Below are 14,732 nucleotides of genomic sequence, written 5' to 3' on the forward strand. Positions count from 1 at the left end.
GCGCAATCCCAAAGGTTCCCGACCTAGTCATGGCCCTTCTTGAACCTGCCTCCACTGCAGCCGCCTAACGCCATGAACAGCGGACTCTCGCACACCTCCAGATACCGGGCGCGTAGATGCCGCGCAGCCGGCAGTGGAATGGCCGTACGCGCGGCCAGGAGGTACGCGAGAGCTGGCGCGGGGCCGGTAGACGTTGAAGGGTTTAGGCAGCGCCGGCGCACGCCTTATTGAACTGCCGCCCCGCGAGGTCGACACTCAGTTGCCTGGCGTCAGGTGGCTTCGGGCCCGGTTTCGCCCTCGCGCAATTCATCGGCTCCGACGAAGGATGCGCCCTCTTCGTCCAAGACCCAGGCCCCCAGAAAAGCGGTGTGGGACGGATCGATATCCTCGTCGATCAGGTCGCCATCGTAGAGGCCGACGGTGCTAAAGTCGAAGTCGAGCGACAACTGGTGGGCCATGCCCACCATTTCTTCGGCCATGCGGCGCGAATAGCCCAGGGCTTCGCTGTCGTTGGTGAAATCGTCGCTCAGTGTGCTCACCTCCACCGCATCGCTGCCGTGAGTCGCGCTGGTGGTAACGATGGTGAAGGCGGGCATAGGCGTCTCTCGGAGGTCTGAAGCGCCCACCTAGACCCGTTCGTTCAAGAACAGGGCGACATTCCGCGAAAAGCCGTCCTGGTGGCCAGGGGTGAGACGGCCATCCTCTCTGCCAGAAGCGGAACCTGGGATCGTGTCAGAAAGCGGACGTTCCGCTGCATCGCCAAAGACCATCAAGCTCGGGGACGGGCGCAGCTGTCACAATTGCCGTCTAGGCAGGGTCTGAACTGAAGCGGGCCGTCTTGGCCTTCCGACGACGGACCGCTTCGCGTTAGCGCAACACTTCAGCCAGCGGACGAGGGATGAGCGGCGCCGACAGGGAAAGAACACGGTGGTTTCTGCGGAATATCCTGCCGCACGAACCCGCGCTGAGGGGCTGGCTCTCGCGGAGCGCCCCGCCGAGCGTCGATCCCGGCGACGTCATCCAGGAGGCCTATACGATCCTGGCCGAGCTCGAGAGCGTCGAGGCCATCCGTCATCCGCGCGCCTATCTGTTCCAGGTCGCGCGGTCGGTGATCATGCGGCACGTCCGGCGCGCGCGCATCGTCCCGATCCATACCGTCGATGATCTGGAGCGCCTTGAACTGCCGGACGGCGCGGCGTCGCCCGAACAGCACGCGGTCGACCGTGACGAATTGCGCCAGCTGGCCCGCGCGATCGCGGCCATGCCGCCCAAGACCCGCCAGGCCTTCGTTCTTCGCCGCGTCGATGGTCTGCCTCAGCGCGAAATCGCCCTCCGGATGCGCATTTCGGAAAATACAGTCGAGACACATATTTCTCGCGGCATTCTATTCTTGATTGATTGGTTCGGCAGTAGCGGAAACAACCGGTCCCAAACCTCTAAGACAGTGGAATCGGAGATTGCCTCGCTAGATGGCCCAGCCAGACACCAGTCGAGACATTGATCAGGCGGCGTCCGATTGGGCGGCGCGCCTAGATCGTGGGCCGTTGCCGTCCGAGGCCAACCAAGCGCTCCAGGCTTGGCTGAGCGGCGATCCGCGCCGCAAGGGCGCGTTGCTGCGCGCGCAGGCGCTGTCGATGAAGAGCGAGGCCGCCCAGGCGCTGGGATCAGGCTTTGACCCCACCGCTTTTGAAGCGCCGAGGCGATCGCGGTTCGCGGGCGTGTCACGCCGCCAGGCTCTGGCCTGGTCGGGCGCCGGAGCGGCGGCAGCCTCGCTGGCGGCCCTTGGCGTCGCCATGCCCGCGGCCGGATCCGTCATCAGCACCGAGCGCGGCGAAATCCGCCTGACGCCCCTGAAGGACGGCTCGACCGTGCTGCTGAACACCGAGAGCCGGATCAGGATCAAGTACAGCCAGGGCGAGCGGCGGGTCACGCTGCTCAAGGGCGAGGCCTATTTCTCCGTGACGCGCGATGAGGCCCGTCCCTTCATCGTCGAGGTCAACGACCGCCGCTTGCGCACGGCGCAGGCGGGGTTTCGGGTCCGCAAGCTCGACGGGGATCCGATCGACGTGCTAGTCAACCAGGGTCAGGTCGACATCGCGCCCTCGAACCACACGGCCTCCGCGCCCATCTTGGCGATTGGACCCAATACGCGCGTGACCCTGTCCCGTCCCGCCGACGGCCGCCCCGTCGCCGAACATCCACAGCCGATCGCGCCCGAAGCGGTCACGCGGGAACTGGCTTGGCGCGATGGCAAGCTGGCGTTCGAAGGAGAGACGCTGAAGCAGGCGGTGGACACTTTCGCGCGCTACAGCGACACCCGGATCCAGATCCGCGACCCCGATCTGGCGCGCGAGCCGGTGACCGGCCTCTTCATCGCCAACGACCCCGTAGGCTTCAGCCGCGCCATCGCACGCGTGTTCGACGCCAAGCTTGAACAGGACGGCGGCGACGTTGTCCTGACCCGAAGCAGGCCCTCCGGCGCTGCAGCGCAATAAGAAGTTTTTGTAACCGATAGCGGAAGCTCTCGGCTGACGGCTCTCAACCGTGAACGTCGCGACCAACGCGACGATTGGGGGCTACAGCCAATGCGTTCTCGTTATTCCGTCCTCTCCTGTGGGGCGGCCGTCATGGCGCTCGCGACCGCGGCACCGGCCTATGCGCAAGACCGCATCTTCGACATTCCGGCCCAGCCCGCGGTGCGCGCTATTCCCGAACTGGCCCGCCAGGGCCAGGTGCAGATCGTAGCTCCGGCGCGCAATCTCGAAGGCGTCATGACGCCCGCCGTGAAGGGCCGGATGGACGTTCACACGGCGCTCCGCCGCCTGATCGTCGGCACGCCGCTGCAGATCGACTCCGACGACGGTCAGATCATCACCCTGCGATCGTCCGCCCAGGGCGCGTCGAACGCGACCCAGGCGGTCGGCGCGGGCATCGTGCGCGGCCGCGTCCTCAACACCGCCACCGGCGAATATGTGCGCAACGCCGAGATCCGCGTCGAGGGCACGACCATCGTGGCCTACTCCGAGGATGGCGGCGACTTCCGCCTCACGGGCGTGCCGTCCGGCGACGCGACGGTCGTGGTCAAATATACCGGCCTGCAGGAGTCGCGGGCCGTCGTCAGCGTCTCGGCGGGCCAGATGGCGACGCGGGATTTCGCGCTCAGCCCACGCTCCTACGCGGTGGGGGACGAAGTCGAAGCGGTGACCATCGTCGCCAAGCGCGAAGGCCAGGCAGCCGCGATCATGGAGCGCCGCGCCTCGACGAACGCCAAGAACGTAGTCGCCGCCGACAACTTCGGCGCCCTCACCATGGGCGACGTCGGCGAGTTCATGAAGAACATGCCCGGCATTTCGATCGACTACACCGAGGTGGACGCCACGGCGGTGCGCATCGGCGGCCTGGATCCGAAATATTCCACCTTCACCACCGACGGCGCCCGCATGGCCACGGCGACGTCGAACAACAACAACGGCCGCCAGAACTCCTTCGAGCAGATGTCGATCACCGGCGTCGACTCGATCGAGCTGAACAATACGCTGCAGGCCAACATGGACGCCGACGCCCCGGGCGGGGCCATCAACCTGCGCAGCAAGTACGCCTTCCAGCGCAACGGCCGCCTGCTGCGGTTCCAACTCGGCGGCGTCGGCACCTCCGACTCCGGCCTCTCGAAGATCTACCTCCCGGACGACAAGAAGCACGCGCGGATCTTCCCCTCTGCCCAGATCGGCTATGCCGACGTCTTCCTGGACGGCCGCTTGGGGATCGCGTTCAACGCCAGCTACAACGCCAACTACGTCCAGCAGGATCGCACCCAGACCGACTGGTCCTATCTCGCCAACGGCCGGGTCATTCCGTACCAGGTCATGTGGCGCCCCGGTCCGAAGCTGACGTCCCGCAAGGCCGCCAACCTCAGCGTGGACTACAAGATCACGGACGAGCTGGCCCTGTCCCTGCGCGGCACCTACTCGTTCTACGACGTCGAATATTTCAACCAGTACACCTACCTGATCTTCGGAACGACGGCGGCGTCACGGGCCACCGCGGACTCCACGTCCACCCACATCGTGGTCAATCCCAGCACCACGAACACCCGTCTGCACACGCAGTATTCGCACCGCTACGCCGGCACCCCGTCCGCACTCTTCGCCCCCAAGCTGGAGTACCGGGGCGACACCTGGGAGGCCGTGCTGCGCGGCAGCTATTCCACTTCCGAATTCAACTTCCATGACAACGAGAAGGGCTTCTTCCAGCGCACGGACAGCTATCTGACGGGCATCGGCTTCACGCTGGATCGCGCGTCGGAGGATTCGAACGCCTGGACGCTGAAGCAGACCGCCGGTCGCTCCTGGAGCGACCCCACCAGCTTCAATCGCGACGACGCCATCGGCAACAACATCCGCACCGCCGAGTCCAACGCCAACAACCAGATGTACGGCGCCTATGCTGACCTGAAGAAGAAGCTCGAGGTCGGCGCGGTCCAGGTCAAAGTCCTGGCCGGCGCGGGTATCCGCACCAATGTCTGGAAGACCAATGAGGGGTCCTTCCAGCAGTTTAAGTACGTCGGCCCAACGGGCGTCCAGACGGCTCCCGAGGCGGTCATTCCCTGGACCAAGAACTACCAGTTCCAGATCCATGGCTTCGACGCCGGCAACATGAACGACCAGAACTGGCGCGCGGACAGCAACTACGCCGTCTACGATATCTACCAGGCGCACCCGGAATATTTCGCGGCCGACGTCGCGGGCAACCTGAAGCGTCGGCTCGACAACAACAAGAAGGTCGGGGAGGAGGTCAGCGCCGCCTATTTCGAGGTCCAGCCTCGTGTCGGCCGCGCCCAGTTCGACCTCGGTCTGCGCTACGAGAGCACCAAGACCGACGCCCGCGTCGCCGACGTCCGTTCGACCGACGAAATGAAGGCCGCTGGCTTCGAGCCCAAGGCGCAGCCGACCGTCGCCAGCCTTACCTACCAATACCGAAACGGGACCTACACGACGCGCCATGGCGAGTATGACGACTGGTTCCTCAGCGGCGGGGCCAAGTACGACTTCAGCAAGAAGCTGGTCGGCCAACTGGCCTTCAGCCAGTCGATCCTGCGTCCCGACTACGGCAATCTCGGCGGCGTCGTCGCGGTGGACGACAACGCCCAGACCGTCACCGTGCCGAACCCGTTGCTGAAGCCCGAGCATTCGACGAAGTACTTCGCCGGCTTGCAATACTTCCTGGAGCCGTCAGGCGTCGTCGGCGTGTCCGTCTACCAACTGGAGGTGAAGGACATGCAGGAGACCGGCATCTTGGTCGATCCCGAGGATGTCGGCTACAACCCTGGCGACTACAACGGCTACAAGTTCCGCAGCACCCGCAACAAGCCGGGCGTCAGCATCAACAAGGGCGTGACCCTCGAATACGACCAGCAACTGACCTTCCTGCCCGGCGCGCTGCGGGGCCTGGGTCTGCGCGGTTCGATCACCAAGATCGATCCTGACGGCGTGCGCGCGAACATGCCGGGCACGGTGGGCAATTGGGGCGTGCGCTACAGCTACGGCAAGTTCGACGTCCAGCTGACCGGCAACGCGCAGTCCAAGTATCGCACCACCGCCGCGACGACGGACCCCAAGAACGGTATTCTCTACCATGCCGCCCGAGAGCTCTGGAACGTCAGCGCCAGCTATAAGCTCAACAAGAACTTCGAGATGATGCTGGCGGGCCGCAACATCTTCAACGCGCCGGACGTCATCTACTCCAACGTCCGCGAGCGAGTTCAGCAGTACAGCATCTACGGCTCGATGTGGAACGTCGGGATCAAGGGCGCCTTCTAGGCGCCCTTGATCCCGCGCGTGGCGGCGCCGCCCCCCTCGGCGCGGCCACACCTTCCCTTCCCCTACATCTCAGTCGAGGACCTCATCGTGGTTCTGAACATCGATCGCCGCCGTCTCATCCTTGGCGCAGGACTTGGCCTGGGCGCCGTGATGCTCCCGGCCGGCCAAGCGCTCGCCGCCGAGCTTCTCGGCGCCACGGGGTTCACGCACAACGTGGCCAGCGGTGAACCCGGCCCCGACTCCATGCTCTTGTGGACCCGCTATGTCCCGGCGACCGGCGACAACATCCTTCGGCTCGAAGCCGAGGTGGCGCTGGATCCGGACTTCACGAAGGTGGTTTCGGGTGGCAGCGTGCGCACCGGAGCCTATCGCGACTGGACCGCGAAGATCACGGTCGACGGGTTGAAGCCAGGGACCGCCTATTGGTACCGGTTTGTGTCGCCGGACGGGACCAAGTCTCCCGTGGGCCGCACGAAGACCCTGCCCGTGGGTCCCGTCGCCAAGTTCGGGCTGGGCGTCTTCTCCTGCTCCAACCTGCCCTATGGAGTGTTCAACGCCTATGGCCACGCGGCCGCTCGCCCCGATCTGGATTTGTGGCTGCATGTCGGCGACTACATCTACGAATATGGCGCGGCCTCCATCAAGGACGGCGCCCTGGCCGGCGGACGCCTCCCCGAGCCGTCGACCGAAATCCTGGCGATCGCCGACTATCGCCTGCGCTACGCCAGCTATCGCGCCGATCCCGATCTTCAGCGGCTGCACCAGATGGCGGCGATGGTGGCCCTGTGGGACGACCACGAGTCGGCCAACGACAGCTGGGAAGGCGGCGCGCAAAATCACCAGTCGGCGACCGAAGGTGACTGGAACGTGCGCCGGGCCGCGGCGATGCAGGTCTATCGCGAGTGGATGCCGGTCTCGGACGAACCCTGGAAAGCCTATCCGATCGGAACGCTGGCGACGCTGTACCGCACGGAATCGCGGCTGCTGGCGCGCACCCGACCGGCCGACATCGGAGCCGCCTTCCGGGCGGACGACGCCGACGCCGCGCTGAAGGCGTTCCGGGACGGCGTGTGGCAGGATCCCTCGGCGACCATGCTGGGCTCGACCCAGGAGAGCTGGCTGGCGCATGCGCTGAAGAGCAATGCGCGCTCGACGGCCTGGCAACTGGTCGGCATGGGCACGATCATCGGCCGCACCGTGATGCCACAGGACGCCGTCGGCTGGCTGCGTCCGGAAACCACCGAGCGCAAGGCCAACGGCTACAGGAACAACATCCGCGCCGCCAAGCTGGGCTTGCCGATGTGGATGGACCGCTGGGACGGCTATCCCGCCGCGCGTTCACGGCTGCTGAAGGCCGCGCAAGCGGCGGACGCGGATCTCGTCATGCTGGCCGGCGACAGCCACAACGCCTGGGCCTATTCGCTGAACGAAGGCGGCCAGCCCGCCGGCGTCGAGTTCGCCGGCCAGAGCGTCACCTCCGGCGGCGCGGAGGGTGACTTCTCGGCCGACCCCAAGATCGTCGCCCAAGGCTTCATGGCCGCCAATCCCGAACTGAAATGGGCCGACACCAGCCAGCGCGGCTATATGATGGTCGAAGTCACGCCGAAACGCGTGACCAGCGAGTGGCTGTTCCTTCGGACGATCAAGACCCGTGACACCGCGCTCGCGGGCTCGCACCGCATGCACGTGGAACGCGGGCGGAGGGTCCTGATGAGTTGACGTCTGGGAGGAGCGTGGAGCGCCAGGTCTCCCCGCTCGCAGAACCGGGCCGCCTTGGCGACCGCCAGAAAGCGGACGTTCCCAACGTCGGCGATGAGTCAGGTTCGGTCCAAGTTCAGGAGCCAAGCGATGGCCAAAGGCTCCCACCATCGGTTGCGTAGCTTTTGACAAGCCCGTGGGTCGATCCGCCGAGGTTGACGATCGCCTTCTCCCGCGGCCACCCGCGTCGCGGTTTGGGGCGCGCTAGAGCGCTCGCTCTATGTGGATTTCACGCTCGACCTGTCGCCCCTGGGGATTTCGCACGAAGAACAGGAGGCCGCGATGGCGACAATTTCGGCTCCCCTGCCGGCCATGCGCGGCCAGGCCCGCACGCTTCGCGCCGGACACGGCGCCAGAGCGATGGCTCAACGCCTTGTCGGCGTCTCATGTGCTCGCTCCGCCAAGAGCGATGCATCGCTCGACGATGATGGCGATCACTTTGTCCTGCGTGGTTCGCGCCGCCTTGGACTCGACGGCGAATGCCGGCAGGCTCAGGGTCTTGGCGCGTTCGGCGACCCGCCCGGTCAGATCGACGATCGCACGCTCGGCATCGTCCGCTGACAGGCCGATCGTGCGGGCCAGCGCCAGGAAGTCCTGCCGCGTCAAGCGGTCATCCTTGCCGTTCAGCTTGAGGGCCATGCGATCGCCGGCCAGACCCGGAAAGACGCGCGTGGTGACGGCATCGTACAGCGGCGCGAAACGGACCGACGTGAAACCCTTCGCCCCAGCCTCGGCGATCTTGAGCATGGCGAGGTTCTTGAGGTGCATATCGCCATCGGCAATCAGCCAGGCGAAGACCGCGCGGCGGAACAGGATGTCGAGATCCGCCGTCGGATCGGTCGACAGCGGACGCAGCCCCCGTGCCATCCGCTCGATCGTGCCGTCATATTTTGCTGACGTTGGTAGGTCCAAAATCGAGCAAAAGTCCTCAAGCGCCAGCCGCCGTTGATCCTCAGCCCCGCGCCGGATGTCGAAGCGTTCGACCACCAACGCGGGCGACATGCCGTCGGGCATCGCCAGTAGCGCGGTGTCCGGCGCCTCGAAGCCGGCAGAGCGGCCAAGCTCCAGGCAGAGCCATTCGACGATCGGCAGCATCTCGAAGCCCGACGTGCCGGCGGGCTTGAGGATATGGGTGAATGGCTGCTCGATGGCCGGGACGAGAGCGCCATCGAGCATCAAGCTCATCGGCGCCTTGATCTGAACGCCCGACAGGCGCGGGGTTTCGGCGCGCGCGAACATGCGCGCCAGGTTCTGCTCGAAGGTCCCCTCGATCTCGCCCCGCGCCGGGCCGACGTAGCGGCCGGTGAAGCGGCCGGCTTCGACGAAGCCGGCCAGCGTCTTGGTGAGAATGTCGGCGGGTAACGCCGCCAGCTCATCGCGGGTCTCGACGATGACGATATTGGACATATAGCGCCGGCCACGCCGCAGCGCCTCGCGCTCGTCGCGCTCATGGAGAACCTGGGCCAGCCAGCCCTCGGGCAGCAACGATTCGATGAAAGCCGGCAGCTTGCCCGGCGTGGTCTCGCGGACGGGGGCGGGTCCGGTGCGCTTCCGTGGTTTCCAGCGCCATTCGAAACCATCATGGGTCAGGCGGCCGAGTGGCTCACCATGCCACGCAACCAGGAGATCGAGGGCGGCCCTGTTGACCGGCGCCTTGGCGACGCCGGGTTGGGCCAGCAGGAAGCGTTCGGCACCTTCCCCTTCGCGATACCATCCATTCTCGCGCGCCAGCACCCATACCGCGTCGGCCGCCGCCTGGGCGTTGCCATGCTCCTCGACGAGACGCGCCGCCATTTGCGCGCGCATCTCAGCGGTGACTGCGCTGGCGTGTTCGCTGCGCAGGCGGAAGGCTTCCAGAAAGCGCTGGCGTGGTGAAGAGGCGTCAACACGCAGCTCTCCCAGATCGTCGCCGATTACGGCGATCGCGGTCGAGGGATGCTCAGGCGCCTCATTCTGGACGATCTCCAGCGTGCGCAGCCTCGTGCGCTGGTTGCGGCGTCCGCTGATAAACAGCCGGCCATCAGGCGTTGGCGCGAGCAGAACCGCGCTCGCCGACGACAGATAGGCGTTGGGGTAAAGATAGTGCGCGATGCGCACGGCATGGCCCAGGATGTCGGCCTCGACATCACCGCCCTGGTCGACATACACGCCGCGCACGAGCTGGATCAGTTCGCCGGCCTGTGCGCGCTGGTGGGCGCGCCGGGCGTCGATCGTCTCTCCGACAAGATGGATCGCCATAGGATTATCTCGCATCTCAGATGCGCGTTAATTCCACATCTCGGCCCAACTCTCAAGAATTATCGCGCATCTGAGATGCGAGATAATCCTGACGCATTGCGATTAGAGCGCGCCGATGGACCATATCGGCGCGCTCCAGAACCTTCATCCGCGCGAACGGAACGCAGCCACCCCATGACGACTGGCCTAGCAGGTTCGCCGCCCCTGACCCCACGCGAGTCAACGGGTTGCTCCGGAGCGGTCCTAGGATAGTCGCATGAAAGCATGCCCCTTCTGAAGGTCGCTTAAGAGTCAACGGCTGCCCATTCAACATCATCAAAAGGAGAGAGGAAGGATGAGTGGGGCGCAATCGCGCATCTAAAGGGTTTCACTCATGAAAATTGCCTCTTTCTGGTCTCCGCCGTCGAGCGACTGGCGCCTGCCTGCTGAACTTGTTGAGCTGATCTATGCCGAAATCTTCCGCCCCATCACCGCGGAACATCGCGGGAAGTTCTTCCACAATGTCCTGCAGCGAAGGATCCAAGCACTGGGAATTTCGCTCGCCTACGAAGCTCACCTCGAGTTCCCGACGCCCTACCTAGACCAAAATCGGTCCGGGCGGGTGGACGTCATCTGGAACGCGCCACCGGGCGGACGTTCGATCGCGTTCGAGATCGACAGCTGGTGGCGGAAGAAGTCTCTCAAGAAGCTGATCCACATGTCGGCAACCCACCAGCCGGTTTCGATTTACTACGGCAAGGCCATGGTTCCGACGCCGGCGCCGGACTCGGAGCTGCGCAAGATCCATGTCGTGAGGGCCGATCCCAATCGTATCGGCGAATTCGCCAAGACTGGCCGCTGCTGAGCGCTCGTTCGGCCTTGGGCCCAGTTCGACACGCTCGGGCGCTTCCATCGTTTTCCACTTCAGACCGACGGTTGGCTTTGCGCTAGGCGCGACGAGGCGGCGAGCTGCACCTCGCTGAGCCCCCCCTCTTTGCTGGCTCCCTCGGTCGCTCCCTTTCAGTTCCATCGAGGACATCATGAAACCCGATCCCACCTATTTCGACACCGCCGAATACGAAGAGATCCTGATCGATGCTGGCATGCCCTACGAGCAGGCGCGCGCGATGCGGATCGTGCTGGTCCGCGCGCTGATGCAAGCCACCGGCAAGGATCCCGGCGACTACGGGCTCACGCGCAGGCTCGCGCCGGTCAGAACCAGCCTGCCGACATCCCTGCTTCCGTAGTCAGGGTTCCCGCCGTGTTCGTGAGGAGGTTGTCGACGTGCAATCTCCTCACGGCATGCCAATGCACGCACGTCCGAAAATGCAGCGCTCGCGTGGGCGCTGCGGAGAATAGTCTGTCCGCGACGTCGGCGGCGGCGCGGCATCGGCTATTCGCTTGTGGCTACGCCCACGACGGGCCTGGGCTCGATCTCAACCACCTTCTCCATCGGCGCGGACTACACCCTGGGAGGGCGTGTAATTCCTGTGGAGTCAGCGTCCGAAATCCCGCCGAGCCTCTCCCAAAAGATCTTGCTTAAGGAGGAATTTACCCTAATGTTGGAATACGATCCGCTAATAAGCACATAACCTAAGAACAAATTAGAATTATCTTTCAAAATCAACATCAAACACGGACTTAAAATCCGTCGGCCGCAAGGCCTTGCCGGTTCGACCCCGGCCGCCCGCACCAGTCTAGGACCGGCCCGCGCGCCGCTTTCCCCACCAGGCCTGCGCCACCCCCACCGCCAGGGCGACCAGCTGGGCGTCGCTCCACAGGTAGTAGGCGGAGAAGAAGGCCCACTGTTTCAGGGTCATGTCGGTCATGAAGACCACGTGGGTCAGCACCACCAGCAGCTGGAACGCCGCCATGAACAGGATCCACAGCGGACGGTCGAAGACGGCGAAGCCTATCAGCACCAGCAGGTAGACGAGATCGACGGTGAAGATGCCCCACTGCACCGCGTCGTTGTCGGGTCCGTGGACCACCGCCGACAGCATCCAGGCGGCGATGGTGGCCACCGCCACCAGGCGTTCGAAGCGGCGGCCCAGCAACAGGGCCAGGGCGCAGACCGCGAACATGGCCAGAGTGGCCAGCTGGGTAGGCAGGATGTTGATCATGTCGGCCCCGGTTTGGAGACCGACATGTTTCGCAAAAACCCGGCGCGGGAAAGGGGCCTCCCGCGTCCTGGCGCGAAAAGCCCCGACCGCCCATTGCCTAGGCGCTTGTGGCCTAGGCGCTCTTGGTCACCTCGCGCAGGTGGGCGGCCTGGCCGCGCGGCCCGTCGACATCGGACTTGTCGCCGTTCCCGACCATGGTCACGCGGCGCAGGCCGATCTGGTCCTTGGCGTCGTTGAGGGCGCCGTGGGCGGCGACCAGCGAGCGGCGCACGCCGGCCAGGGCCGAGGCGGCCTCCAGCACGTGATCGACGGCCGCCTGGCCGACGGTGGCGGCGACCCGGGCCTGCAGCCGGGCGCGCGGCATGGCGGAGATCAGCTCCCCCATCAGCACCAGGGTGTTGTCGACGGCCTCCTCGGTGGTGAACAGCTGGGTGGCAAGGGTCTGGGCGGCGATGCGACGGTCCATGCGAGTTTCTCCCCCCGCGCCGTGGAAGGCGCGTGATTGCAGCGTGAAATGGAATGGGATGGAGCGCCCGGCGGCGCCCCTTTTCCGATGGGCGGTCAGCCGTAGCGCAGGGTCTGGATCAGGTGGGCCACCTGGCGGGCGCTGAGCAGGCCGCCGACCAGCAAGGCGCAGGCGACGGCGATGACCAGGACCAGCAGCAGCCGGAGCGCGGGGTTCAGGGCATGGGCGAGCCCTCCCCCGGGGTTTGCGCCAGGCTCAGACGGAAGTCCTCGTCCAGCACCGTGGCCGCGATGACCAGGATCTCGCGCAGCACCATCTCCGGCGGTTTCGGCAAGGCCTCCTTGCGGACCGCCGAGACCAGGTCGCGAACGATCGGCCCAAGTTCCTTCGGCGCCAGGTCCAGCAGTTGCCGCTCCAGTTCCGGCCAGGCGAAGGCCGGCATCGGCGGGCGGACCTCCAGCGTCGGCCAGTCTCGGATGAAGGCGTCGGACGCGTCCCGGATCTGGCGCGCCTTCTGGACCACCAGGGCCATGCGGTGGGCCGCCAGGCTGGTCACGCCGTCGTCCGTCGGTAGGCTGGGCTTGCTCACGGGTGTCCGCCTCGCTGTAGGAGACGGCAGGAGAGGGTGACGGCGCCAAGCGTGACAGTCCCATTGAGTCGCTGTGGGATTCGATCCCATAGCGGGGCCCAAAGCCGCCCCCATGATCCTGGTCGTGCGCCGCCAGCATCCGCGCCGCGGCGCGCCGACCGTTGACGCCCAGCTTGCGGCAGGCGCTCTCGACCAGGGCGTCGGCCCGCGATTTGGAGACCCCCATCAGCGGCCCGATCTCCTTGGACAGCCGGTGCTGGCTGACCAGCCGCAGGGCCTCGCGTTCGCGTTTTGTCAGCAGTTCGACGCTGGGAACGGAGGGAGGCCTGTCCATGACGCCCGAAAGCTAGCTGGTCGCGAACGCCCCACGCGCCGCGCACCCCGCAAGAATGCATTGCGGCTGACGAAGGCCAAGCCGATACTTCAGAATCGCTGCTTCAGTATCGGATCCAGGCCTTGACCACGCCCACCGGTCCCGACCCCATCGACGTCGCCGTCGGCACCCGCATCCGGGTCCAGCGCCGCCACCTGAAAATCAGCCAGGACGAGCTGGCCCAGGTCCTGGGCCTGACCTTCCAGCAGGTGCAGAAGTACGAGCGCGGGACCAATCGGGTCTCGGCCTCGATGCTGGTGCGCATCGCCGCCAAGCTGCAGACCACGGTCGGCAGCCTGGTGGGCGAAGACATGGTCGCCGAGCACGACATGGCGATGCTGACGGCGCTGTCGACGCCCGGCGCGATCGAACTTCTGCAGGCCTATGGCCAGGCGACGCCCAGGGCGCGCAAGGCCATGCTGGGGATGGCCAAGGCGCTGGTCGAGCCGGAGGGGGACTAAGGTCCCGCACCCACGCTCGTCATCCCCCGACTCGTTCGGGGGACCCAAGCCGAGCTGACCGATATCCTTCGATCCAATCCGCTTGGGTCCCCCGCATAAAGCGGGGGATGACGACCGTTTGTGGTGAGCAGGGGGATTGTTAAGTCCCCTCCGGCATCCGCTCGATTCCCTTGACGCCAACCTCGGTCAACGCCGCGACCAGTTCCTCCACCGCCGCGTCGACCTGGGCCGGATCGCGGCCGCGGATCACCAGGCTGGCGCCATAGAGGTCGGGCGGGGCGAAGAACGGGTAGCTGCCGATCGACAGGTCCGGATGAGCCTTGGCCACGGCCTCCAGCGGCGCGGCGATCGTGCCCTCGCCGGTGCCGGTGACCCGGACGGTCCGGCTGATCACCACCGCTCCGGTGCGCAGGCGCGGGCCGACGTCGCCCAGCATGCCGCGCATGATGGCCGGCACCCCGGCCAGCACGAAGACGTTGCCGATCTGGAAGCCGGGCGGCCCCTGGACCGGGTTCTTCACCAGCGTCCCGCCCTCGGGCACGTGGGCCATGCGCCGGCGGGCGGCGTTGGGCTCGCCCCAGCGCTCGCGCAGCAGGGCCATGATCTCGGGATGCTCGGGCGCGGTGACGCCGAACGCCTTGGCCACCGAGTCGGCGGTGATGTCGTCGTGGGTGGGGCCGATGCCGCCGGTGGTGATCACGTAGTCGTAGCGGTGGCGCAGGGCGTTGACCGCGTCGACGATCTCCTGCTCGACGTCGGGCACGATCCGCACCTCGCAGACGTCGACGCCGTAGGCCGCCAGGTACTTGGCGATGGCGTTGAGGTTCACGTCCTGGGTCCGGCCCGAGAGGATCTCGTCGCCGATGATCAGAACCGCCGCCGTCACGCGCTCGCCCCCGCTGGCTTGGGTAGCCGTCATCGTTCTGATC

General features: G+C 65.9%; 14 protein-coding genes and 1 pseudogene. 7 read left to right on the top strand and 8 right to left on the bottom strand.

Annotated elements, in window-relative coordinates:
* Positions 1–269: 269 nt before the first annotated feature.
* Positions 270–596, bottom strand: a complete 327-nt coding sequence (locus ASD79_RS14780) for a hypothetical protein (RefSeq protein WP_056722907.1) — start codon at positions 594–596, stop codon at positions 270–272.
* A gap of 302 nt (positions 597–898) precedes the next feature.
* On the opposite strand from ASD79_RS14780, the gene ASD79_RS14785 reads away from it, so the two are divergent.
* The 3 genes from ASD79_RS14785 to ASD79_RS14795 all read left to right on the top strand — a co-directional run bounded on the left by ASD79_RS14785 (position 899) and on the right by ASD79_RS14795 (position 5,816).
* Positions 899–1,501 (top strand): RNA polymerase sigma factor, encoded by a 603-nt coding sequence (locus ASD79_RS14785; protein WP_056722909.1) that lies wholly within the window; start codon positions 899–901, stop codon positions 1,499–1,501.
* Entirely contained in the window at positions 1,470–2,495 is a 1,026-nt protein-coding gene (locus tag ASD79_RS14790; RefSeq protein WP_056722911.1) for a FecR domain-containing protein, read from the top strand. Before ASD79_RS14785 ends, ASD79_RS14790 begins: the two co-directional genes overlap by 32 nt.
* Positions 2,496–2,627: 132 nt before the next feature.
* Entirely contained in the window at positions 2,628–5,816 is a 3,189-nt protein-coding gene (locus ASD79_RS14795) for an outer membrane beta-barrel protein (RefSeq protein ID WP_235524459.1), read from the top strand.
* A 69-nt stretch (positions 5,817–5,885) separates the two neighbouring features.
* Here the strand turns inward: ASD79_RS14795 and ASD79_RS25160 are convergent, their stop codons facing one another.
* A complete protein-coding gene (locus ASD79_RS25160; RefSeq protein ID WP_235524461.1) occupies positions 5,886–6,026 on the bottom strand; it encodes a hypothetical protein in 141 nt (46 codons plus the stop codon).
* A 33-nt stretch (positions 6,027–6,059) separates the two neighbouring features.
* Here ASD79_RS25160 and ASD79_RS14800 point away from each other — a divergent pair, with 33 nt between their 5' ends.
* On the top strand, positions 6,060–7,535 hold the full coding sequence (locus tag ASD79_RS14800) for an alkaline phosphatase (RefSeq protein WP_235524463.1): 1,476 nt from the start codon (positions 6,060–6,062) through the stop codon (positions 7,533–7,535).
* 423 nt (positions 7,536–7,958) lie between these two features.
* Here ASD79_RS14800 and ASD79_RS14805 read toward each other — a convergent pair whose 3' ends face one another.
* A complete protein-coding gene (locus ASD79_RS14805) occupies positions 7,959–9,812 on the bottom strand; it encodes a HipA domain-containing protein (protein WP_056722918.1) in 1,854 nt (617 codons plus the stop codon).
* Positions 9,813–10,185: 373 nt separating this feature from the next.
* Between ASD79_RS14805 and ASD79_RS23970 the strand changes: the two genes are divergently transcribed.
* Positions 10,186–10,656, top strand: a complete 471-nt coding sequence (locus ASD79_RS23970) for a hypothetical protein (RefSeq protein WP_156400522.1) — start codon at positions 10,186–10,188, stop codon at positions 10,654–10,656.
* Positions 10,657–10,831: 175 nt separating this feature from the next.
* The gene (locus ASD79_RS14815; protein WP_056722921.1) at positions 10,832–11,038 is read left to right on the top strand and encodes a hypothetical protein; all 207 of its coding nucleotides are present in this window, start codon (positions 10,832–10,834) and stop codon (positions 11,036–11,038) included.
* 450 nt (positions 11,039–11,488) lie between these two features.
* Here ASD79_RS14815 and ASD79_RS14820 read toward each other — a convergent pair whose 3' ends face one another.
* From ASD79_RS14820 to ASD79_RS25545, 4 genes and pseudogenes are all read right to left on the bottom strand, one after another.
* A complete protein-coding gene (locus ASD79_RS14820) occupies positions 11,489–11,914 on the bottom strand; it encodes a hypothetical protein (RefSeq protein WP_056722922.1) in 426 nt (141 codons plus the stop codon).
* Positions 11,915–12,026: 112 nt separating this feature from the next.
* The gene (locus ASD79_RS14825) at positions 12,027–12,380 is read right to left on the bottom strand and encodes a hypothetical protein (RefSeq protein ID WP_056722923.1); all 354 of its coding nucleotides are present in this window, start codon (positions 12,378–12,380) and stop codon (positions 12,027–12,029) included.
* A gap of 214 nt (positions 12,381–12,594) precedes the next feature.
* Positions 12,595–12,969, bottom strand: coding sequence for a hypothetical protein (locus tag ASD79_RS14830; RefSeq protein ID WP_082584958.1), 375 nt, complete (start codon positions 12,967–12,969; stop codon positions 12,595–12,597).
* A gap of 148 nt (positions 12,970–13,117) precedes the next feature.
* A pseudogene (locus ASD79_RS25545) lies at positions 13,118–13,303 on the bottom strand (LuxR C-terminal-related transcriptional regulator); the annotation flags it as partial.
* 122 nt (positions 13,304–13,425) lie between these two features.
* Here ASD79_RS25545 and ASD79_RS14835 point away from each other — a divergent pair.
* A complete protein-coding gene (locus ASD79_RS14835; RefSeq protein WP_056722924.1) occupies positions 13,426–13,803 on the top strand; it encodes a helix-turn-helix domain-containing protein in 378 nt (125 codons plus the stop codon).
* A 139-nt stretch (positions 13,804–13,942) separates the two neighbouring features.
* Here the strand turns inward: ASD79_RS14835 and ASD79_RS14840 are convergent, their stop codons facing one another.
* Entirely contained in the window at positions 13,943–14,722 is a 780-nt protein-coding gene (locus tag ASD79_RS14840; protein ID WP_056722926.1) for a competence/damage-inducible protein A, read from the bottom strand.
* Between the last annotated feature and the right edge of the window lie 10 nt (positions 14,723–14,732).

This window comes from Caulobacter sp. Root655, from assembly GCF_001427665.1.
GTDB lineage: Bacteria > Pseudomonadota > Alphaproteobacteria > Caulobacterales > Caulobacteraceae > Caulobacter.